This is a genomic window from Duganella sp. AC917 (assembly GCF_979258245.1).
Genome location: NZ_OZ409848.1, coordinates 5,960,833 through 5,981,637, shown reverse-complemented (window position 1 = coordinate 5,981,637; position 20,805 = coordinate 5,960,833). Strand labels below are relative to the sequence as shown.

The 20,805-nt window shown below is 63.8% G+C and carries 22 protein-coding genes; 15 read left to right on the top strand and 7 right to left on the bottom strand.

What is annotated here, in order from left to right; genetic code table 11:
• Window positions 1-109: 109 nt before the first annotated feature.
• Window positions 110-643 carry a GNAT family N-acetyltransferase gene (locus ACZ0BA_RS26135; RefSeq protein ID WP_463454034.1) on the bottom strand — a complete coding sequence of 178 codons (534 nt, stop codon included), beginning with the start codon at window positions 641-643 and terminating at the stop codon, window positions 110-112.
• Between the two features lie 121 nt (window positions 644-764).
• Here ACZ0BA_RS26135 and ACZ0BA_RS26130 point away from each other — a divergent pair, with 121 nt between their 5' ends.
• Both ACZ0BA_RS26130 and ACZ0BA_RS26125 read left to right on the top strand, forming a co-directional pair.
• Window positions 765-899 carry a hypothetical protein gene (locus ACZ0BA_RS26130; protein WP_463454033.1) on the top strand — a complete coding sequence of 45 codons (135 nt, stop codon included), beginning with the start codon at window positions 765-767 and terminating at the stop codon, window positions 897-899.
• 111 nt (window positions 900-1,010) lie between these two features.
• Complete coding sequence (locus tag ACZ0BA_RS26125) at window positions 1,011-1,466, top strand: fasciclin domain-containing protein (protein WP_463454032.1); 456 nt, start codon at window positions 1,011-1,013, stop codon at window positions 1,464-1,466.
• Window positions 1,467-1,537: 71 nt separating this feature from the next.
• On the opposite strand, the gene nhaR is transcribed toward ACZ0BA_RS26125, so the two are convergent.
• A complete protein-coding gene (nhaR, locus tag ACZ0BA_RS26120) occupies window positions 1,538-2,437 on the bottom strand; it encodes a transcriptional activator NhaR (protein WP_463454031.1) in 900 nt (299 codons plus the stop codon).
• Window positions 2,438-2,553: 116 nt separating this feature from the next.
• Here nhaR and ACZ0BA_RS26115 point away from each other — a divergent pair, with 116 nt between their 5' ends.
• From ACZ0BA_RS26115 to ACZ0BA_RS26105, 3 genes are read left to right on the top strand one after another with little or no spacing between them, the layout of a single operon-like run.
• Window positions 2,554-2,928: an HPF/RaiA family ribosome-associated protein gene (locus ACZ0BA_RS26115; protein ID WP_463454030.1), complete on the top strand. Its 375-nt coding sequence runs from the start codon at window positions 2,554-2,556 to the stop codon at window positions 2,926-2,928.
• A 12-nt stretch (window positions 2,929-2,940) separates the two neighbouring features.
• Window positions 2,941-3,897, top strand: a complete 957-nt coding sequence (locus tag ACZ0BA_RS26110; RefSeq protein ID WP_463454029.1) for a TerC family protein — start codon at window positions 2,941-2,943, stop codon at window positions 3,895-3,897.
• A gap of 23 nt (window positions 3,898-3,920) precedes the next feature.
• The gene (locus tag ACZ0BA_RS26105) at window positions 3,921-4,343 is read left to right on the top strand and encodes a tellurite resistance TerB family protein (RefSeq protein ID WP_463454028.1); all 423 of its coding nucleotides are present in this window, start codon (window positions 3,921-3,923) and stop codon (window positions 4,341-4,343) included.
• Window positions 4,344-4,402: 59 nt separating this feature from the next.
• Here the strand turns inward: ACZ0BA_RS26105 and ACZ0BA_RS26100 are convergent, their stop codons facing one another.
• Window positions 4,403-4,978, bottom strand: coding sequence for a histidine phosphatase family protein (locus tag ACZ0BA_RS26100; protein ID WP_463454026.1), 576 nt, complete (start codon window positions 4,976-4,978; stop codon window positions 4,403-4,405).
• Between the two features lie 159 nt (window positions 4,979-5,137).
• Here ACZ0BA_RS26100 and ACZ0BA_RS26095 point away from each other — a divergent pair, with 159 nt between their 5' ends.
• Genes ACZ0BA_RS26095 through ACZ0BA_RS26085 form a run of 3 tightly spaced genes read left to right on the top strand, consistent with a single transcriptional unit; the run spans window position 5,138 to window position 7,068 of the window.
• On the top strand, window positions 5,138-5,929 hold the full coding sequence (locus ACZ0BA_RS26095) for a metal-dependent hydrolase (RefSeq protein ID WP_463454834.1): 792 nt from the start codon (window positions 5,138-5,140) through the stop codon (window positions 5,927-5,929).
• Window positions 5,930-5,947: 18 nt separating this feature from the next.
• Entirely contained in the window at window positions 5,948-6,625 is a 678-nt protein-coding gene (locus ACZ0BA_RS26090; RefSeq protein WP_463454025.1) for a type 1 glutamine amidotransferase domain-containing protein, read from the top strand.
• Between the two features lie 14 nt (window positions 6,626-6,639).
• On the top strand, window positions 6,640-7,068 hold the full coding sequence (locus ACZ0BA_RS26085) for a DUF2177 family protein (RefSeq protein WP_463454023.1): 429 nt from the start codon (window positions 6,640-6,642) through the stop codon (window positions 7,066-7,068).
• Window positions 7,069-7,081: 13 nt separating this feature from the next.
• On the opposite strand, the gene ACZ0BA_RS26080 is transcribed toward ACZ0BA_RS26085, so the two are convergent.
• Window positions 7,082-7,858 carry an anti-sigma factor family protein gene (locus ACZ0BA_RS26080; protein WP_463454022.1) on the bottom strand — a complete coding sequence of 259 codons (777 nt, stop codon included), beginning with the start codon at window positions 7,856-7,858 and terminating at the stop codon, window positions 7,082-7,084.
• Window positions 7,855-8,358 (bottom strand): RNA polymerase sigma factor, encoded by a 504-nt coding sequence (locus ACZ0BA_RS26075; RefSeq protein WP_463454020.1) that lies wholly within the window; start codon window positions 8,356-8,358, stop codon window positions 7,855-7,857. The genes ACZ0BA_RS26080 and ACZ0BA_RS26075 overlap by 4 nt, the downstream gene beginning before the upstream one ends.
• A 106-nt stretch (window positions 8,359-8,464) precedes the next feature.
• On the opposite strand from ACZ0BA_RS26075, the gene ACZ0BA_RS26070 reads away from it, so the two are divergent.
• Together ACZ0BA_RS26070 and ACZ0BA_RS26065 are read left to right on the top strand one after the other, a co-directional pair.
• A complete protein-coding gene (locus ACZ0BA_RS26070) occupies window positions 8,465-9,799 on the top strand; it encodes a S8 family serine peptidase (RefSeq protein WP_463454019.1) in 1,335 nt (444 codons plus the stop codon).
• Between the two features lie 100 nt (window positions 9,800-9,899).
• Entirely contained in the window at window positions 9,900-10,499 is a 600-nt protein-coding gene (locus ACZ0BA_RS26065) for a hypothetical protein (RefSeq protein ID WP_463454018.1), read from the top strand.
• 170 nt (window positions 10,500-10,669) lie between these two features.
• Here the strand turns inward: ACZ0BA_RS26065 and ACZ0BA_RS26060 are convergent, their stop codons facing one another.
• A complete protein-coding gene (locus tag ACZ0BA_RS26060) occupies window positions 10,670-11,680 on the bottom strand; it encodes a LacI family DNA-binding transcriptional regulator (RefSeq protein ID WP_463454017.1) in 1,011 nt (336 codons plus the stop codon).
• A gap of 6 nt (window positions 11,681-11,686) precedes the next feature.
• Complete coding sequence (locus tag ACZ0BA_RS26055) at window positions 11,687-12,520, bottom strand: polysaccharide deacetylase family protein (RefSeq protein ID WP_463454016.1); 834 nt, start codon at window positions 12,518-12,520, stop codon at window positions 11,687-11,689.
• 232 nt (window positions 12,521-12,752) lie between these two features.
• Here ACZ0BA_RS26055 and ACZ0BA_RS26050 point away from each other — a divergent pair, with 232 nt between their 5' ends.
• The 5 genes from ACZ0BA_RS26050 to ACZ0BA_RS26030 all read left to right on the top strand — a co-directional run bounded on the left by ACZ0BA_RS26050 (window position 12,753) and on the right by ACZ0BA_RS26030 (window position 20,688).
• Window positions 12,753-15,767 carry a TonB-dependent receptor gene (locus tag ACZ0BA_RS26050; RefSeq protein WP_463454015.1) on the top strand — a complete coding sequence of 1,005 codons (3,015 nt, stop codon included), beginning with the start codon at window positions 12,753-12,755 and terminating at the stop codon, window positions 15,765-15,767.
• Window positions 15,768-15,870: 103 nt separating this feature from the next.
• Window positions 15,871-17,424: a tryptophan halogenase family protein gene (locus ACZ0BA_RS26045; RefSeq protein ID WP_463454014.1), complete on the top strand. Its 1,554-nt coding sequence runs from the start codon at window positions 15,871-15,873 to the stop codon at window positions 17,422-17,424.
• A gap of 19 nt (window positions 17,425-17,443) precedes the next feature.
• Window positions 17,444-18,154: a SapC family protein gene (locus ACZ0BA_RS26040; protein ID WP_463454013.1), complete on the top strand. Its 711-nt coding sequence runs from the start codon at window positions 17,444-17,446 to the stop codon at window positions 18,152-18,154.
• On the top strand, window positions 18,147-19,151 hold the full coding sequence (locus tag ACZ0BA_RS26035; RefSeq protein WP_463454012.1) for a cupin-like domain-containing protein: 1,005 nt from the start codon (window positions 18,147-18,149) through the stop codon (window positions 19,149-19,151). The genes ACZ0BA_RS26040 and ACZ0BA_RS26035 overlap by 8 nt, the downstream gene beginning before the upstream one ends.
• 13 nt (window positions 19,152-19,164) lie before the next feature.
• The gene (locus ACZ0BA_RS26030) at window positions 19,165-20,688 is read left to right on the top strand and encodes a tryptophan halogenase family protein (RefSeq protein ID WP_463454011.1); all 1,524 of its coding nucleotides are present in this window, start codon (window positions 19,165-19,167) and stop codon (window positions 20,686-20,688) included.
• The last annotated feature ends 117 nt before the right edge of the window (window positions 20,689-20,805 follow it).

The following is a 20,805-nucleotide window of genomic DNA, read 5'->3' as shown; positions in this document are numbered from 1 at the left end:
GGCTGACTCGGAGAGGAAGTTGCCGCCAGTATGGCGGAAAACATCGCCGAGCTTGACGCGTTTGGATGAACCGAATCTTAAGGTGCCCGCCTATCGGGCGGGCAGCGACTCAAAGACTTTGCGAGCCTTCGCGCTCACGCGTATAAACGCCGATTGGCTTGCCGTGCATCTGGACATCCGACTCATACGTCAGTCCAAGGCGCTGCGCGACGCGAAGAGATGATTCGTTGGCTGAAGCGATAAGCGCACGGACTTTCGGCTCGCGTCGAATTTGGAACGAATAATTCAGGGCCGCAGCCGCCGCTTCGTTCGCGAATCCTCGCCCCCAGTACGCACGATAGGTGTTCCAGCCAAGCTCCATCACCGTTGAATCCTCGCGAAAGAATGCGCCGACACTGCCGACCAGTTGCCCGGTCTGCCTGTCCTCAACCGCCCACCATCCGGCGCGATCAATCAGCCACAGTCCGGCCTGCGAACCGAAGATCCGCCATGCCGTATCGCGGTCAGCCGGCGGGAAATGGGCCGAGCTCACGGGATCCGTTAAATGATCGACGAATGCGCCAAAGTCCGCACGCCGATATTCGCGAAGCAGCAGTCGTTCGGTCTCAAGATGCGGAACGGACATGTTGAAAGTATTATTCATGAGGAAGTCTATTTTGCTTGTATCGATCGGGATAGCTGCCCGATACCGTGGATGAGAATAGCAGTTCATTTGTCGGCAAAGCTCACGAATATCCACGCAAACCTCAATTCCGGGGACCCCGATGAAACTACCGACCGCGACCGTTTTCCTGCTTGCCGCCGTTCTGCCCTCACCGCTTCTGGCTGCAGACCAGCCCGACCTGCGCGCCGAGATCCTGGCTGCGGACATCAGCGTCAACAACCCAACTGAACCGTAGTTGAACCGCATTTCACGCCGCACAGTACGACAAATAGCGGACAAGATCGCCGTTGACCTATAAATTGTGCACATGCCGGTTCGAAAAACGGTTCACTCAAAGGAGATTTACATGAAGAAGATCTTGATCGCAGCAGCTTTCACCATGGCTTTCGGCGCGGCTAGCGCAGCAGATATCGTCGATACCGCAAAATCGGCAGGTTCGTTCAACACCCTCGTGGCGGCTGTGCAGGCTGCCGGTCTGGTCGACACGCTCAAAGGTCCAGGTCCGTTCACCGTGTTCGCACCGACCGACGAAGCGTTCGCGAAAATCCCTAAGGCCAAGCTCGACGCCCTGTTGAAAGACAAGGCCGCGCTGACCAAGATCCTGACCTACCATGTGGTGCCAGGCAAAGTGATGGCCGCCGATGTAAAACCAGGCAAGGTCAAGACTGTTGAAGGCGAATCGCTGACCGTGACTGCCAAAGACGGCAAAGTAATGGTCGACAAGGCACACGTCACCAAGACCGACATCGCCGCCGACAACGGCGTGATTCACGTCATCGACACGGTTGTCATGCCTAAATAAGTCTTAAAGTCTTAACGATTGCGACGGGCTGGGTTTTGCTGATGCAGAACCCAGCCCTTTTCCGTTGCGCGTCATGCCGACAGCGTCTCCAGCGCGGCCTGGCGTATCGCCTGCGTGGCAGGGTGGCTGATGCGCCGCTCGGTCGTGATCGCATAGACTTGCTCGCGCAGCGAAGGGATGGTGCCGATCATCATCACGCCGTATTGCGCGCAGATGGCATCGGCGATCGCCGCCGGCGCGAAGAACAGCCCCGCCCCCGACTGCCCGAACGCCTTGATCATGGCGCTGTCGTCAAACTCGCCAATCACGCGCAGACGCGGCACGTGCGTGTGCAGCCACTGCATCAGCCTGGCGTGAATGGCGAAATCCTCCCCCGGCAACAACAGCGGCGCGTTGTTCAGGCACTCAGGAAACGCGCCGCTCAAGGTTGCCGCCAACGAGGTGGCCGCGAACACGCCAAGTTCGCTTTCGCCCAACAGGTGGTTGTAGCCGCGCACGCTCAGATGGCTGGGCATCGCGCGGTCCGTGATAATCAGGTCGAGCTTGTGCACCGCCATGTCGGCCAGCAGCGCGGCCAGCCGTCCCTCCCGGCAGATCAGCCTGGTCGGTTCGGCCAGCTCCAGCGCCGGCGCCACCAAGCGGCAGGCGACCGCCTTCGACACCGAATCGGAAACCCCTACCCGGAACGTGGTGATTTGTGTGGCGGACTGATCTTTGACCACTTCCAGCAAGGCGTCGCCGGCGCTGAAGATGTCCTCGGCGTGGCGCAGCACCCGGTTGCCGGTCTCGGTCAGTTCCAGCCGCCGCCCTACTCGCCGGAACAGCTCGACGCCGAGGGCGTCGGCAAATTCGGTGAGCTGGCCGGAAATCGATTGCGGCGTCAAATGCAGCTGTTCGGCGGCCTTGGCGATGCTGCCGCTGCGCGCCACCATCCAGAAGTAACGCAGGTGTTTGTAGTTCAAGGTGGCCATTATCATTCCTTCAATAGATCGCTTTTCTCGATGCTTTAACCAAGTATATTCGAATTGTACGAATGATTGGGCGCCCCTATCATGGGTCTTGTCATCCACCAAGAAAGGAAATGATCATGAACATCGCAATCCAATCGAACGGCCTGGTCCTGACCGAAAGCCTGCGCGCCTACGTGTATCGCCGACTGGAAACGTCGCTGGGCTGGGCGCTAACCCGCCGCCTGGCCGTGTGGCTGTCGGACATCAACGGTCCGCGCGGCGGCCGCGACAAGCGCTGCAAGATTCAGATCAGCCTGGACAACGGCAAGACCGTCGTCATCGAGGACACCGAGGAAGACATGTACGCCGCGATCGACCGCGCCGCCGAACGCGCCGACCGCGCGCTGGCCCGCCAGCTGTCGCGCAGCCGGGAATTCACCCACGACAAAGTGGCCACCTTGGCGCCGGCGGACGACGAGTCCGACGACAAAGACGAGCGGCATAACAATTAAGCGGAGAGTCGCATGACTGGAATCGAGAACATCGCCACCGCCCCCATGTGGGCGGGCTTCGTCGCCTTCGTGCTGCTGATGCTGGCCGTCGACCTGTGGGTCTTCGGCGGCAACAAGGCGCACAAGGTGACGCTGCGCGAGGCGGGCGCATGGTCGCTGGGCTGGTTCAGCCTGGCGTTGGCGTTTAACGGCGGCCTGTGGTGGTATTTGAACGGCACTGTCGGCGCGGAGATCGCGGAACAAAAATCGCTGGAGTTTCTGTCCGGCTACCTGATCGAGAAAGCGCTGTCGGTCGACAACGTCTTCGTCTTCCTGCTGATCTTCACGGCCTTCCAGGTCAAGCCGGAGTACCAGCGGCGTGTGCTGATCTACGGCGTACTGGGCGCGATCGTCATGCGTGCCATCATGATTTTGGCCGGCGCGTGGGTGGTGAAGGAATTCAGCTGGGTGCTGTACCTGTTTGGCGCGTTCCTGCTGTACACCGGCGTCCAGATGATCAGGGCGGTCGACGATGAACCGGACGTCAAGAACAACCCGGTGCTGAAATTTGCGCGGCGCCACTTGCCGGTGTCGGAGGCCGATCACGGCGAGAAGTTCTTCGTGAAGAAAGATGGCAAGCGCTATGTGACGATGCTGTTCCTGGTGCTGATCCTGATCGAGGTGACCGACCTGGTGTTCGCGGTCGATTCGATCCCGGCCATCTTCGCCATCACGTCGGACCCGTTCATCGTGTTCACGTCGAACATGTTCGCGATTCTTGGTCTGCGGGCGCTGTACTTCCTGCTGGCCGATATCGCAGACCGGTTCCACTTGCTCAAATATGGCCTCGCACTGGTGCTGTGCTTCATCGGCTTGAAGATGCTGTTGCTGCCGTGGATACACATCCCGGTCCACATCTCGCTGTCGGTGGTGGCTTTGCTGATCGCAGGTAGCGTCGTCGCCAGCTTGTATGCGACACGTAAGAAATAAACTAATTTTGAAGGAGTAAGACAATGCGACATTACGAAACCGATAGCGCCAGCGCCGCTGGCCGACTCGTGGCCCTGTGCATGGTAGTTGACGGCAATATGGCGCCGTCCGAACTGCAGGCGCTGCAACGTTCGCGGCTGTTGGAGTACATCGACATCGATATCGACAATTTCCACGACCTGGTCGACGATCTGTGCAAAGACATGCTGACCACCGCCGTCAAGCACGAGCACGTGGTGCTGGACGAGGCCACCATCGACGCCCTGCTCGGCGAGATCCACGACCCGGCGCTGCGCCGCCAGTTGCTGCGGGCCATGTGGAACATCGCCGACGCCGACGGCGTGCTGGCCGATGCCGAGGCCAAGCTGCTGTCCCGTGCCTGCGCGGTGTGGTCGGCGGAGTCGCACTTCGTCAAAGAGGAAGTGCGGCAACTAGCGATACGCTGACCCGACTGAACGGGCAGGCAACCGAAAAAGCCGTCACCGCAAACGCGGTGGCGGCTTTTTTATTTGGGCAACGGCAACACGCCAACCGACTTGAGCGTGCCGTCCGGCTGCGCCAGCGCCACCACCATCTCGCCCTGCGACAGGCTCTCGCCGACCAGCACGCGGATGTTGATGTCGTGGGTGACCAGCACCAGATTGCCCGGCGCCTTGTGCGCGGACAGATAAGTGCGCAGCGCGTGCACTTTCTTCTGGCGCGCGGCGTCATCGTCGTCGAACATCGAATCGACCATCGGCTCCGGCCGCACGCGCCCGAATGCCAGTTGCGCCGTATGGATGCAGCGGCACCAACGGCTCGACAGCACCTGCGACACCGGCACCGCCCGCTCGCGGAAGGCCGCGCCGATGCGGCGCGCGTCCTGCCGTCCACTATCCGACAGATTACGTTGGGTGGCACACACTCCGAGCTTAAAGTTTTCCGGGTCGCCGATGCCCGGAACGGTCGCCGCGTGCCGGATCAACACCACGTGGCCGCCTTCGCTCAGTCGGCGCCAGAGTGCGGCGCTGTCCGTTTCACCAGCACCGGCGGGGCTTGCGCCCAGCAGCGCCAGCATTCCCAGAAATGAACGACGTAACATGCAACCTCCAAATGAGCGATTTTGGACAGTATGGACCTTGGCTCGACAGTGTGACGCGCTCTTCGCATGTGGCGTATGCTAAACATTCACCCAGATTAACTTGAGGAGCACTCCATGTCAGGCACATCGAAGACGCTGCGCGCCATCGCGGCAACGCTGATGCTCACCACCGCCTTTGCCGCGTCGGCCCAAGAAAAAGCGGGCAACAAGACCGAAGTGCAGTGGCTGGGGCAGTCGACTTTCAAGATCACCACGCCCGGCGGCAAGGTCATCGTCGTCGATCCTTGGCTGACAAGCAACCCGAAAACCCCGGCCGCCTACAAAAACCTCGACGCGCTGGGCAAGGTCGACCTGATCCTGGTCACGCACGGCCACAACGACCACTTTGCCGACGCCCCTGCGCTGGCCAAGCTGAACAACGTGCCCGTCTACGGCCCGGCCGGGCTGATGCAATCGGTGGCGGCACTGGAGATCTTACCGGCCGCGCAAGCGGTACGCTTCGGCAAGAGCGGCACCGTCACGCCGCTCGGCCCGGACATCAAGATCACCGCCGTGCACGCCGAACACAGCTCGGAGCTGGGCTGGAAGAACCCGGCCACCGGCAAGGACGAGGTGCACGTCGGCGGCGAGCCGGTCGGCTACATCATCGAACTGGAAAACGGCTTCAAGATTTACCACATGGGCGACACCGGCTTGTTCGGCGACATGAAATTCATTGGCGACTACTACAAGCCGGATCTGGCGCTGATGCCGATCGGCGGCCATTTCGTCATGAGCCCGAAGGACGCCGCGATGGCGACCCGCGAATGGCTGCACCCGCGCTACGTGATCCCGATGCACTACGGCACCACGCCGCAGCTCAAAGGCACGCCTGCCGAATACAGCGCTGCGCTGGGCAACGGAAAAACCAAAGTCATGGCCATCAATCCCGGCGACAAGCTGGACTTTTAACCGATACAAAGGACACATATGAACATTCTCATGGTACTGACCTCGCACGACCAACTGGGCGACACAGGCAAGAAAACCGGCTTCTGGCTGGAGGAGTTCGCCGCGCCTTACTACACGCTCAAGGAAGCGGGCGCCAAGCTGACGGTGGTGTCGCCTAAGGGCGGCCAGCCGCCGCTCGACCCGAAGAGCGACGAGGCCGATGCGCAGACCGAGGCGACCAAACGCTTCAAGGGCGATCCGGAGGCGCAAGCGGCGCTGGCCAACACCGGCAAACTGGCCGACGTGTCGGCCGCCGATTTCGACGCCGTGTTTTATCCGGGCGGACACGGGCCGCTGTGGGATCTGGCCGAGGACCGCGACTCGATCGCGCTGATCGAAGCGATGATCGCCGCCGGCAAGCCGGTCGCCGCCGTGTGCCACGCGCCCGGCGTGCTGCGCCACGTGAACGGTCCGGACGGCAAGCCGCTGGTCAACAGCAAGAAGGTGACGGGCTTCACCAACACCGAGGAAGAGGCGGTCGGCCTGACCAAGGTGGTGCCGTTCCTGGTCGAGGACATGTTGCGCGAGCGCGGCGGCATGTATTCCAAGCTGGGCGACTGGCAGCCGTACACGGTCACCGACGGCCTGCTGGTCACGGGACAAAATCCGGCGTCGTCCGAAGTCGCCGCCGAAGCCCTGCTTAAACTGCTGAAATAAACCAAGGACACCGCATGGACAACGCCGTCACTTCCCTCAACACGCAGCAATGGCTGTTCGGCTACGGTGCCGCGCTGCTGGCGCTGCTGGCAATCGATGCGCTGTGGCTGACGTTCTACATGGGGCCGGCCTACAAGGCGGCCCTCGGCGACCTGCTGCTGGCCCAGCCCAGGCTGGCGTCGGCCGCCGCCTTCTACCTGCTGTTCGCCGTCGGCGTGGTGGTCTTCGCGGTGGCCCCGGCGCTGCGCGCGGGCAGCTGGCAAACCGCCGCCCTGTTTGGCGGCTTGCTCGGCCTGGTCGCCTACGGCACCTACGACCTCACCAATTACTCGGTCCTGAAAGCCTGGCCGCTCGGGTTGACGTTGATCGACATCGTCTGGGGTGGCCTGCTGTCCGCAGCGGCGGCAGTGGCCGGCTACGCGGCGGCCAACCGCTTCGGCTGATGGGCGGAAGCGGTCAGCGCTTCCAGTCGCGCTGCCTGGCCGCCTGCTCGGCTTGCGCATCGAGCGCGGCGCCGGCGATGCGCGCGTCGATCGCCTCCAGCACGGCCGACGGCATGGCGCTGCCGGCTTGACGATAGGCGCCGGTCTTGCCCTTGGCCGGCTCCGTCATCATCACCAGCTTCCACTGCTCGCCGCTGCGGCAGGCAAGGCCGGCCGACTGACGCATTATAAAGCTGCGGCACAGCGCGCCATCCGTGGCGGCAAAGCTGACACCGATATCGACCGTCCCTCCCTTGGTGCCAGCCAATTGCTGCGACAGCGCCACCGCGAGCGGCCCCTGCGCCACCAGCGCACCATCGGCGCCGGCCACGGCGATGGCCGTTGCGCCTTCCCGCGCGGCGCCACCGCCCAGCGCCACGCTGCCCACCAGCACCCCCATCGCCAGCGCGGCGGCCATGCCGCCCCATTCCGGCCACGACCAGCGACCACGCTGCGCCTGCCCGGCTGCCTGGGACGTTGCCGCATGATGCGCGGCGCCGGCCCGGGCGGCACGCACCGCGCTCAAATCGGCCACCTTGCCCGGCAACGCCGCCGCCACCAGCCTGGGCGGAACGGGCTCGTCGGCGATGCCGGCAAAGGCGGCGAACACGTCGGCCCGCAACGCCTGATGCTGCGCCACCCTGGCGGCGACGGCCGGATCGGTGCGCACCGCGCGCTCGACCTCGCTGAGCGCCGGCTCGGCCAGTTCGCCGTCGGCGTAGGCCATCAGGGTTTCGTCGGAAAAGCTCATGTCGCGGTCCTCTTTTGATCGGATAATATTTCCTGCAATGCCGCGCGGGCACGCACCAGGCGGCTGGTCAGGGTGCCCATCGGAATTTCCAGCACTTCGGATGCCTCCTTGTACGGCATGCCGTCAACCAGCACCAGCGCCACCACCATGCGGTGCTCCTCGGACAGCATGCCGACCGCCTTTTCGATCGCCATCCTTTGCTGCTGCGCTTCGGCCGCCTGGTCGCCGACGTGCTCGCCCGCCTCCGCCGGGGCGAACAGGTTGTCGCGCCGGATGCGCGAGCGCGCCTCGTCGATCCACGCGTTTTTCATGATGCGGAAGATCCAGCTGTCCAGGCGCGTATCCGGTTGCCATTGCGCGCTGCGCGCCAGCGCCCGCTCGACGGCAATCTGCACCAGGTCGTCGGCATCCTCCCGGTTGTAGACGATGCTGCGGGCGAACCGGCGCAAGCGCGGCAGCAAGGCGGCGATGTCGTTGTTGATGGTGGCGTTTGCGGTCATGGATACCAGGTAAACGTCGGGGCGATGGATTTTAATCCCTGTGCCGTTCGTTTATTCATCGGAAGCCCAATCCTTATACTATCATCCGTCCATTATGCTAAACAGAATGCTACCTAACGTGCAACGGCTGCGATTGGTTTTCGCGCTGGCGTGTACCCTTGCCGTCGGCACCGCCGAAGCGCAATTGCGCCTGCCGCAGGTGCAACTGCCGCAATTACCGCAAGTTCCGCTGCGCGATGGCCTCGACGGCAATGTGCTGCGCGAGCCGGGCCGGCGTCTGCTGCAACGCGCCGAGACGATCGACCTACGGGCGCTGCGCCTGGACCAGGTCGGCGACTTGCTCAAGCGTCACCGCGAAGCATTGGAGGCCGATCCGCGTGGCGAACCGGTGGTCCGGCACGAGATCCTGGCATGGTCGCCCGGCCCGGCCGGCATCGCGGCGGCCAGGTCCGCCGGCTTGATCGTCCTCAACGACGGTGGCGACGACGCCGTCACCGTGCTGCGCGTTCCCGGCGGCGCCGACACGGGCGCCATGCTGGAGCGCCTGCGCGCGGCCGATCCCGACGGCGTCTACGACTTCAATCATATCTATACAGGCAGCGCCAGCGCGCCGGACACCCCGGCCACGGTGGCGCCGCAGGGTACCGCGAGCGCGGTGCCGGCCGGCAAGCCCGGCGCCGCCCGTGTCGGCCTGGTCGATGGCGGCGTCGCGCGCGACCACGAAGTGTTTCGCGACGCCGCCATCGTCCCCTGGGGGTGCGACGGCGCCAGCCATCCGAACCCGCACGGCACGGCGGTGGCCGCGCTGATGATCGGCCGCGCCGCCGCCTCGCGCTTCACGGGCGTGGCGCCGGACGCCAGGCTGTACGCGGCCGACATTTATTGCGACAGCGCCACCGGCGGTTCGGCGTCGCGGATCGCCGGCGCACTGGCCTGGCTGACCAGGGAGCAAGTGGCGGTGGTGAATATCAGCCTGGTCGGACCGCCCAACCGGATACTCGAACAAGTCGTCAAACGCATGGTGCAACGCGGCCATCTGCTGGTGGCAGCGGTCGGCAACGACGGTCCCGCCGCGCCGCCGCTGTATCCGGCCAGCTATCCGGGCGTGGTCGGCGTGAGCGGAGTCGATGTCAAAGGCCGGCCGCTGCCCGAGGCGGCGCGCGGGCCGCAGGTGATGTTCGCCGCGCCCGGCAACCAGATGGTCAGCGCCGCCATCGGCGCGCCGCCCTACCGCACAGTGCGGGGCACATCGTTCGCCTCGCCCATCGTCGCCGCGCTGCTGGCCGGCCTGCTGGACCGGCCCGGCGTGGAAGCGGCCGGGCGGGCGGTGGCCACCGTGGCGAAAACCGCGTCCGGCGTCGCCGCCGGCACCGTCAGCAACGAAATCGGCTACGGCGTGGTGGGCGCGGCGTTTCGCCTCGATCCCTCGGCGTTTCGGTAATGTTCAAAAATATTTTCATCGTGATGGATTAAACGGCCGGGCCTGGACGTTTTCCTTATGACAGCTGCGGATCGTCCGCGGCGCTAACAAGGAGAACATCATGACAAACGTCACCATTGCAAAACAACTGATCATCGCCCTGTCCATCGGCGTCGCCTGCTCCGCGCATGCGCAATTGCTGGGGCGCGCGGGCGTGGGCGGCCTGGTCGGCGGCGCCGGCAGCATTGGCGGCCAGATGAGTGGCATGGGCTCGTTCACGCGTTCGGCCGCCGGGACGATCGATACGGACCAGTTGCGGCAGACCCGCAATGGCGCCGCCGAGACCCGTAATAGCGCCGCCGAGACCCGCAACGCGAGCGGCCAGGGCGGCGGCAACGCCAGCGGTGGAGCGCACGGAGCGATCGGCGCGGATAGTGGCGGCGCCGGCATGATCGCCAGCAGCGCTGTGCAAGGCGCGCGCGGCGCGGCCAGTCCGTTGCGCGACGCCGCCGGGACACAGGTGGACAGCACCCGTGACTATGCGCGGTCGAGTGCGGCGAATGCCTCGGGCGCCGTCAACGGCAGCCGCGAGGCGGCAGCGGCAGGGGCAGGCAACGGCGTTGCGACCGCCATGGCGGCGAAACCCTCGGTGAATGCCAGCGGTTCGGCGAGCGGCTCGACCAGCGGTTCGGCGGGCGCCAATGAATCGTCGTCGAACTAAGCTCCCCCATGGAGAGACGCAGGGCGGATTAGCGTAGCGTAATCCGCCATGCATGCGTAGTCGGCGGCTCAAAGATGGCGGATTACGGCGTTCCGCCTAATCCGCCCGACGGTCTCCAGACAGAAGCGGGGTTTAGTAGCCATGGCGTGTCGCCAGACGCGGCGGCGCGATCAGCCGCCCGCCTTGGCCAGCGATGCGCGCAACGTCATCGTCACCGGGAATTGATGCGTCACCGGCCGCTGCAAATCGTAGCAGCCGTTCAGCAGCGCATTGAGCCCGTTCTGCGTCATCTCGCGCCACGGCATGTGCACCGTCGTCAGGCGCGGCGCCGCGAACTCCGCGCTCGGCGTATCGTCATAGCCGATCACCGACAGCTCGCTCGGCACATGAATTCCCGCCTCCTGGAAATACGACAACGCGCCGACCGCCATCTCGTCGTTGGCGCAGAACAGCGCGGTGCAGGCGTAGCCCGACTCGATCAGCTCCTTGGCCGCCGACCAGCCGCCGGCCGGCGAAAAATCGCGCTCCACCAGCCATACCTTGCCGGTGTCGATGCCGTGCGCCGCCAGCTCGTACATGAAGGCGTCGATACGCACCACGTTGTCCGGCAAACTAGACGGCCCGGAGACCACGGCGATCCGCCGATGTCCATGATCGAGCAAGGCGCGCGCCGCCAACCGTCCGCCAAGCTGGTGATCGACGGTGAAGCATTGCCCGGCGATGCTGTCGAAGTGATGATTCAGCAGCACTACCTGATGCTGCTTGGCGCCCAGCGCGGCGATGTCCTCCTCCAGCAGCACGTTGGTCATCAGGATCAGCCCGTCGCAGCCGCGTTCGATGAGAAACTCGATGCCTTCGATCGCCTGCTGCCGCGCGCCGCCCAGCCCGACGCCGAACGCCACCACCATGTGCAGGCCTGCGGTACGCAGCTCGGTATCGATGATTTGCAGGATGGGCGTATAAAACGTCCCGCTCAGCACCGGGATGTAGACGCCGATCATGCGGCTGCTGCCGGACAGCAGCGAGCGCGCCGCGTGCGACGGCCGGAAATCCAGCGCTTCGATCGCCGCCCGCACCTTGGCGATGGTCGCCGGCGATACCGAGCCCTTGCCGCTGACCACCCGCGAGGCGGTCCCCAGTCCCACGCCGGCGAGGCGGGCTACGTCTTTAATGGTGGCCACGAGTCGTCACTTTTGCTTTTTTACGTAAGTCATGATGTTCAGGAAGGTGTCGGTCCAGTAGGTGTCCCGGTTTTCGGCAAGGTAGCGCACCAGTTCCTCGTGCGCCGCAGCGGTGGTCACCAAGTAATCGCCGCCGACGCCATGGAAGGTGAAGTTGACCATCGTCCCCCGCTCGCCCGCCTCGCGCACCAGCGCGATCAGCTGCTTGCCGCTCAACCCCTCGGGGGCCAGCACGTTGACCGCGTGCGGGTCGAGCGCGGCCATCGACGGTGTCACCGCTGGTCCGCCGCCGGCCTTGATGGCGACGAACTGCCCGGCGATGGCCGGCAAATAGCTGGCGCGGCCGCCCAATGCTAGGGCCACCGTATCGCCGCAGGGCACGGTGTAGGTGCGTTCGCGCCGGCCGTCGATCGCGGCCAGCATGGTGTTGCCGACCAGGACTTGCTCGGCCATCTGCGCCACGCTCACGGTATCGAGATCGCGTTCCGGTCGCACCCATTCATGCCCCGGCGCCTTGCCGGAACACTGGTGGAACAGGCTGTGGTTGCCCAGCTCGTGGCCGTGCGCTGCGGCCGCGCGCCACGCCGCCATGCGCTGCCCGACCGAGGGCGCGGACAACTGCAGGTAGAAACTGGCCTTCAGGCCGTATTTGTCCAGTGTCGGCAGGGCGATGTCGAGCTGCGAGTCGAGCGAGTCGTCATACGCCAGGCTGACGGCGGCGCGCGCGCCGTTGGGCCAGCGGAATTCGGCCGGGGTGGCCGCCTGTCCCTGATCGGCGGCCGCCGTCGGCTGGGTCAGCAATAACGCGACCGCCAGCGTCGAAAAAAACCGGATTATCATCCTAAGTGTCTCATTTTGGAAACGTTCCCATATGGTGCACGGCTTGTTTTGCCCTGTCAACGAAAACCCGGCGCGTTTCCATGTCATTCCAAATTGACTTTAAAAAACGAACGATGCTATATTTGCCAGTATCGAATGGAAACCTTTCCAAGATTGCTGGGATATTTGGAAAAGTGGCGATGATGGGGTAGCAGGCAACGCGAGAGCGGCTTATAAAAACACTGGAGACAACATGCATTATCCAAAGACACGACAAAAACTGATGACCTTGGCCGTGACCGGCGCCTTCGTGGCCTCGGCCACTGCCCTGCCGGCGTTCGCGCAAACCCAGGCCGGCGTTCAGGCGGCGCCGGTCGACGTCGCCGGCGAAGCGCCGGTGGTGCAAAGCGTGGTGGTGACGGGCCTGCGCCAGGCGCTGATCTCGTCGATGAACCTGAAACGCAATTCCGACGGCGTGGTCGACGGCATCGTCGCCGAGGACATCGGCAAGTTCCCGGACACCAACCTGGCCGAATCGCTGCAGCGCATTTCCGGCGTATCGATCGACCGTTCGATCGGCGAAGGCTCGAAGATCACCGTGCGTGGCGTCGGCCCCGACTTCAATATGGTGCTGCTCAACGGCCGCCAGATGCCGACCTCCAACCTGGGCGACCTGAACGGGCGCGCCTTCGACTTCGCCAACCTGGCGTCCGAGGCGATCTCGCAGCTGCAAGTGTATAAAACCAGCCGCGCCGACACCCCGACCGGCGGCATCGGCGCCACCGTCAACGTCATGACGGCGCGTCCGTTCGACCGGCCCGGCCTGCATGCCAGCTTCGGCGTCAAGGGCGTGTACGACACCTCGAACGACAACCTGCCGGCCGACGTCAAGGCCAGCAACTCGACCACGCCGGAACTGTCCGGCATCTACAGCAACACCTTCGCCGACGGAAAATTCGGCATCGCCATCACCGGCAGCTACCAGGAACGCAACCTGGGCTACAATACCGCCGCCGTCTCCAGCGGCTGGCACGGCCCGGTGCGCGGCGACGAAAACAGCTGGGGCTCGATCCCGCAACCGGGCGCCGCCGGCTCGGAAAACATCACCAACCGCCCCGGCCCGAACGACGTCTACATGGTGCCGCAGAACCTGAACTACAATTTCAACGGCGTCAAACGCCAGCGCACCAACGGCCAGCTGACCTTGCAGTTCAAGCCGGTCAAGGAATTGGTCACGACGCTGGACTACACCTATTCGGAAAACAAGATACAGACCAAGCGCAACGATATCAGCGCGTGGTTCAACTTCGGCCCGTCGGCCAGCTCCTGGACCAAGGGTCCGGTGTCGAGCCCGCTGAGCTATTCCGAGATCATCCCGCGCAACGCCACCGATCCTACCATCGGCACGTCCGACGTGGCCATGGGCGGCGCCGACTTCGCCACCAAGACGCAGAACAAATCGCTCGGCTTCAACGCCGTGTGGAAGCCGAACAACGACCTGCGCCTGGAGCTCGACGCGCACCGCTCGACCGCCACCTCCGGCGCCGACAGCCCGTTCGGCTCGAGCAACACGCTTGGCACGGCCAGCTTCAGCCGTGGCACCACCACCGCCGACTTCAGCCAGGATTTCCCTGTGCTGAGCATGGAAGGCGTGGACTTCACGAAGGCCGGCCAGCAAGTCACCGGCTCGAACTTTAACAATTCCTACATGCGCGGCGAGGTCGAACAGGCCCAGGTCAAGGGCGCGTGGAAGGTGTTCGAGGCGTCCGAACTGAAATTCGGCGCCGGCACCACCAAGGTCGACAACCGCTCGGCCTTCTCCAACAACCAGCGCGACACCTGGGGCGGCGCCACCAAGGCGGCCGACTATCCAAGCAACGTCTGGCACAAGGACACCATCCGCCAGTACTTCGACAAGATCGACGGCAGCGACAATCCCGCGCTGTTCAACCAGTTTTACACGTTTAACTTCGGCCAGGTGCGCCAGCTGGCGGCCACGGCGTCCGGCCTGCCGGCGCTGTACCTGCCGAAGAGCACCTTCGACAACGACTCGCGCGTCGAGGAAAAATCGAAGTCCGCTTACATCCAGTTCAATACCGACTGGGACACGGCGTTGCCGATCCGCACCGCCCTTGGCGTGCGCTACGAGAAGACCGACGTCACCTCGACCGCGCTGGTGCCCGCCGCCACGAGCATCAGCTGGGTATCGCAGAACGAATTGCCGGTCGCCTTTGGCGCGCCAACCTTCACCACCTTGACCGGCAAGTACCACAACATCCTGCCGAGCCTGGACTCGGACATCGAGCTGACGCCAACGCAGAAACTGCGCCTGAGCTATGGCCAAAGCATAGGCCGGCCGCGCTACGACCAGATCCAGGGCGGTACCACATTGAATTCGCTGGCGCGGGTCGACGGCGGCAGCGGCAACCAGGGCAATCCGGCGCTCAAACCGGTCAAGTCGAAAAACCTGGACCTGTCCTACGAGTGGTACTACGGCCAGCAGAACTTCTTCTCGCTGGGCTACTTCCGCAAGGATTTGACCAACTACGCGGGTCAGTCGACCTTCAACGCCACGCCGTTCAACCTGCACACGCCGGTCGGCGGCGCGCTGTGGAACGAGGCGCTGGCCAATGGTTGCGCGACGGCGGACACCACATGTATTCGCAACTACATCTTCCGCAACCATCCGACGGCGCCGGGTGTGACGCGCGGACCGGACGACAACGGCACCGGCAACGCCACCGGCACCATCGTCGGCCAACCGAACGATCCGATCGCCAACTTCAAGATCAACTCGTTCGCCAACCAGAAGAAAGCCAGCCTGGACGGCATCGAGGTGAACTTGCAGCACATGTTCGGCAGCAGCGGCTTCGGCATCTCGACCAACTACACGTATGTGAACTCGGGCCTGAAGTACGACAACGCCAGGCTGGGCGAGCAGTTCGCGCTGGTGGGGCTGAGCAACTCGTCCAACGTGGTCGGCATCTTCGAGAACGACAAGTGGACCGCGCGACTGGCCTACAACTGGCGCGGCGAGTTCCTGTCGTCGACCTTCGACTCCTACGGCCCTAACCCGCAGTACACCGAGTCGTACGGGCAGATCGATTTGAGCGTCGGCTACAACCTCAACAAAAACATCAGCCTGCAATTCGAGGTGATCAACGCGGGCAACTCGATCCAGCGGGTGCACGGCCGCACCAAACAGGCGGTGGAATCGGTCACCCAGGCCGGTCCGCGCTACATGATCGGGGCGCGCTATAAGTTTTAATAATCCGTATTAATGTAGTGTAATTACAACCCTCGAAGGAAAAGGCCGCTGCCCGTCAGCGGCCTTGTCGGTTATACTTTCTGCAATGATCTGGGACGTTCCAATGGCCAATGACTTGATCCGCCGGATAGTGATAGTGGGAGGTGGCTCGGCCGGTTGGCTGACCGCCGGCCTGATCGCGGCCGAACATCGCGCGACAGGCGGTGCGGCCCCGTCCGAAGGGTTGCAGGTGACCCTGATCGAATCCCCCGACGTCGCGCCGATCGGCGTCGGCGAGGGCACCTGGCCTAGCATGCGCGACACCTTGCGCCGCATAGGCGTGTCCGAAGCCGATTTTTTCCGCGAATGCGACGCCTCCTTCAAGCAGGGCTCGCGCTTCAACCGCTGGTGCACCGGCGCCGACCGCGACTACTATTTCCATCCGTTTGTGTTGCCGCAAGGCTACGGCGAAGCAAACATGCCGGAACACTGGCTGGCGCAGCATCCCGACGTGCCGTTTGCCGACCTGGTCAGCTACCAGCCGCATCTGTGTGCGCGCGGCAAGGCGCCCAAGCAGGCGGCCACGCCGGAATTCGCCGCTGTGGCCAACTACGGCTACCACCTGGACGCCGGCAAATTCGGCCTGTTCCTGCGCAAGCATTGCCTGGAAAACTTGGGCGTGCGCTATGTGCCTGACCATGTAACCGGCATCAATTCGGCCGCCAACGGCGATATCGCCTCGCTGCAAACGCAACGCCACGGCGCGCTCGAAGGCGACCTGTTCATCGACTGCACCGGCATGCAGTCGCTGCTGCTGGGCAAGCATTACGATATCGACTTCGTGTCCCAGAAGCATGTTCTGTACAACGACTCGGCACTGGCCGTGCAACTCCCCTACCCCGAGGCCAATTATCCAATCGCCTCGCAAACGTCGTCGACCGCGCAAAGCGCCGGCTGGATCTGGGACATCGGCCTGCCGACCCGGCGCGGCGTCGGCCACGTGTATTCCAGCGCGCACATCGGTGACGACCAGGCCGAGGCCGAATTGCGCGCCTATATCGCGGCAACCGGCGGGCCGGAGGACATCCCCGCGCCGCGCAAGCTGACCTTCGAACCCGGCTACCGCGCCAAATTCTGGCATCGCAACTGCGTCGCCATCGGCTTGTCGGCCGGCTTTATCGAGCCGCTGGAGGCGTCCGCATTGGCGCTGGTGGAAATGTCGGTCGCCATGGTCAGCGAAGACATGCCCGCCACGCGGGCGGCGATGGACATCGTCGCCAAACGCTTCAACGAACAATTTACCTATCGCTGGGAGCGGGTAATCGACTTCCTCAAGCTGCACTATGTGCTGAGCAAACGCCGCGACAGCGCCTACTGGCGCGACAACACCGCTGCCGTGCCGGAGCGCTTGGGCGAGTTGCTGACCTTGTGGCGCCACCGCGCGCCGTCGCGCAGCGATTTCAACCGCATCGAGGAAGTGTTCCCGTCGGCCAGTTACCAGTACATTTTGTACGGCATGGGCCACACCACAGAATTTACCAAGCAACATCCGCACGAAGCGGCGATGGCCGACGGCTATTTCCGCGAGGCGGCCAACCTGACACAGAAGATGCTGGACGCACTTCCCACCAATCGCGAGCTGATAGAGCACATCAAACGCCACGGCCTGCGCACATAATGACCAACAGAGACAAGTTATGCCAAAACCAGTATTACTCAACAACGTCGAGCACAAGAACCTGCGCGTGATCACCCGGCGCGGCGCACGCTTCGGCGATGCGCAGATGGCCGCGCCCACCTTCCCCGCCGAGTTCCGCAACATCCAGGCGTGCTACCCGATCGTCTTCCGCCAGACCACCGACGGCGTGGGTTTCGAGCCGATCGCGCTGCTCGGGTTCCAGGAGGGCGAGAACCTGTTCCTGCAGGGCGAGCGCTGGGACGCGGTCTACATCCCGATGCTGGTCGAGCGCCAGCCTTTCCTGATTGGCCTGGGCGGACCGGATGGCCAGGAGCTCACGGTACATATCGACATCGAGAACCCGCGCGTCAGCGACAGCGAGGGTGAAGAAGTCTTCAAGCCGCACGGCGGCACCACCGATTATCTGGAGCGCGTGAACTCGCTGCTGGCGGCGATCCACAACGGCATGCAGGACACGCCACTGTTCGTGGCCACCCTGGTCGAACACGAGCTGCTGGAAAGCTTCGTGCTCGATGTGGGCCTGGACGACGGTTCGCAAAACCGCCTGGCCGGCTTCCACACGATCAACGAGGACCGGCTGGCCGCGCTCAGTGGCGACGTCATCGCCAAACTGCACGCCGGCGGCCACCTGCACGCCATCTATATGGTGATCGCCTCGTTGTCGAATTTCCGCGCGCTGATCGACCGCAAGAACGCGCTCCATGCCTAAAGCGATACGCGAAATCGCCGGCGTCGGCCCGCACCAGCTGACCGACGACATCCTGACCGCCACGCAGCCGCTCGTGCTGCGCGGCCTGGCCGCGAGCTGGCCGATGGTGCGGGCGGCGCGCGAATCGCACGAGCAGGGCGACGCTTACCTGCGCCGTTTCTACGGCGACGCCACGGTCGGCGCGATGCTGGGACCACCGGAGGCCGAGGGCCGCTTCTTCTACAACGAAGACATGAGCGGCTTCAATTTCTATCCGGTGCACGCCAAGCTGACCGGCGTGCTCGATGAAATCCGCGTCAAGCGCGATATGGAAAGGCCGCCGACGGTGTACGTGGGTTCGACCAGCGTCGAAACCTGCCTGCCCGGCTTCCGCGAACATAACGACCTCGATCTCGGCGGCCGCGATGCCCTGATGAGCATCTGGATCGGCAACCGCACCCGCATCGCCGCCCACTACGACGTGCCGGATAATCTGGCGGTGGTGGCTGCGGGTCACCGGCGCTTCATGCTGTTCCCGCCGGAGCAGCTGAAGAACCTGTATATCGGCCCGCTCGACTTCACGCCGGCCGGCCAGGCCATCAGCCTGGTGGACATGTTGAAGCCGGACTTCGACAAGTTCCCGCGCTACGCCGAGGCGCTGGAACATGCGCAAAGCGCGGTGCTCGGACCGGGCGACGCCCTCTTCATCCCCAGCATGTGGTGGCACCACATCGAGGCGCTGGACGCCTTCAATGTCCTGGTCAACTACTGGTGGCAGCGCACGCCGGAATTCATGGATACGCCGACCAACGCCCTGATGACGGCTTTCCTGACGATGCGCGGGCTGCCGCCGGAACAACGTAAGGCGTGGCAGGAAGTCTTCCGTCACTACATATTCGAAGCCGACGAAGAAACGGCGGAACACATTCCCGAAGCGGCGCGCCACGTCCTGGCGCCGTTGACGGCAGATGGCGCGCGTGCGCTGCGCGCCCAAATACTAAAAAAGCTGAACCGATAAGGAGACCGGCAAAATGCAAGACCAAAACAAAGACTCAACCAATCGGCAACCGGTGCGCCGGGTCGTCATCTGCGGCGGTGGCACCGCCGGCTGGATGGTCGCAGCTGGCATCGCCAAGGTGCTGGGCAAGCGCCTCGACATCAAACTGATCGAGTCCGACGAAATCGGCACGGTCGGCGTGGGCGAGGCGACCATCCCGACGCTGATGAACTTCCACAATCTGCTGGAGATCAACGAGCAGGAATTCATGGCCGAGACCCAGGCCACCTTCAAGCTGGGCATCTCGTTCGAGCAATGGCGCAACGTCAAGGAGAACTACATCCACTCCTTCGGCTTCACCGGCGTCGATCACTGGACGGCCGGCTTCCAGCACTTCTGGCACAAAGGCGTGGAACGCGGGCTGGCCGGCGACTACGGCGACTACTGCCTGGAGCTGAAAGCGTCGCTGGAGCACCGCTTCGCGCACCTGCCCAACAACGGCATGAACTACGCCTACCACCTGGACGCGAGCCGCTATTCCAAGTATCTGCGCCGCCTGAGCGAACCGCGCGGCGTGCAGCGCATCGAGGGCAAGATCGTCCGCTACACCAAACGCGATAACGGCGACGTGCGCTCGATCGTGCTCGAATCGGGGCAGGAAATCGAAGGCGACTTGTTCATCGACTGCACCGGCTTCCGCGGCCTGCTGATCGGCGACGCGATGGAGGAACCGATGGAGGACTGGTCGCAATGGCTGTTCTGCGACCGCGCCATCGCGGTGCAAACCGAAGCGGTCGACGACGCCGTGCCGCTGACGCGCTCCATGGCGCACCAGGCGGGCTGGCAATGGCGCATCCCGCTGCAGCACCGGGTCGGTAATGGCATCGTCTATTCGAGCCGCTATCTGGACGACGACACGGCGCGCAAGCAGCTGCTGGCCAACGTCGAAGGACGCACGCTGATCGAACCGCGCGTGATCAAGTTCAAGCCGTGCCAGCGCAAGCAAACCTGGAAGGGCAACGTGGTCGCCATCGGCTTGTCGAGCGGCTTCCTCGAACCGATCGAATCGACCAGCATCCACCTGATCCAGCGCAGCGTGGTGCGGTTGATGCAGATCTTCCCGGCCGATGGCGTACGCCAGTCGGACATCGACGAATACAACGCCCAGTGCCAGCGCGAGATCGAGCACATACGCGACTTCATCATCCTGCACTACCACGTCAACAACCGCACCGACTCGCAGTTCTGGATCGACTGCCGCGAGATGAGCATCCCCGCTTCGCTCCAGCACCGCATCGATCTGTTCCGCGACACGGGCCGGGTGTTCCGCGTGCCGGACGAGCTGTTCGCCGAAAACTCGTGGATACAGGTGATGCTGGGCCAGGGGATCATGCCCCGGTCGCACCACCAGACGGCCGACCTGATGGGCGACGAGGAGCTCAAGCAATTCCTCGGCAACATCAAGTCCAAAGTCGACCGCACGGTGGTGCAACTGCCGACGCACCAGGCCTACGTGCAGCGTTACTGCGGGCGCCCGGAGTCCGTCAAAGCCGCATAGCGGTTACCAGCCCCACCCCGAACGCCGCTCGATAGCGGCGTTTTTTTGTGCCAAAAATATTTATCACTTTCACATTCTTAAAGTAGTAATATTACACAGCCATCCGTTCCACAGACG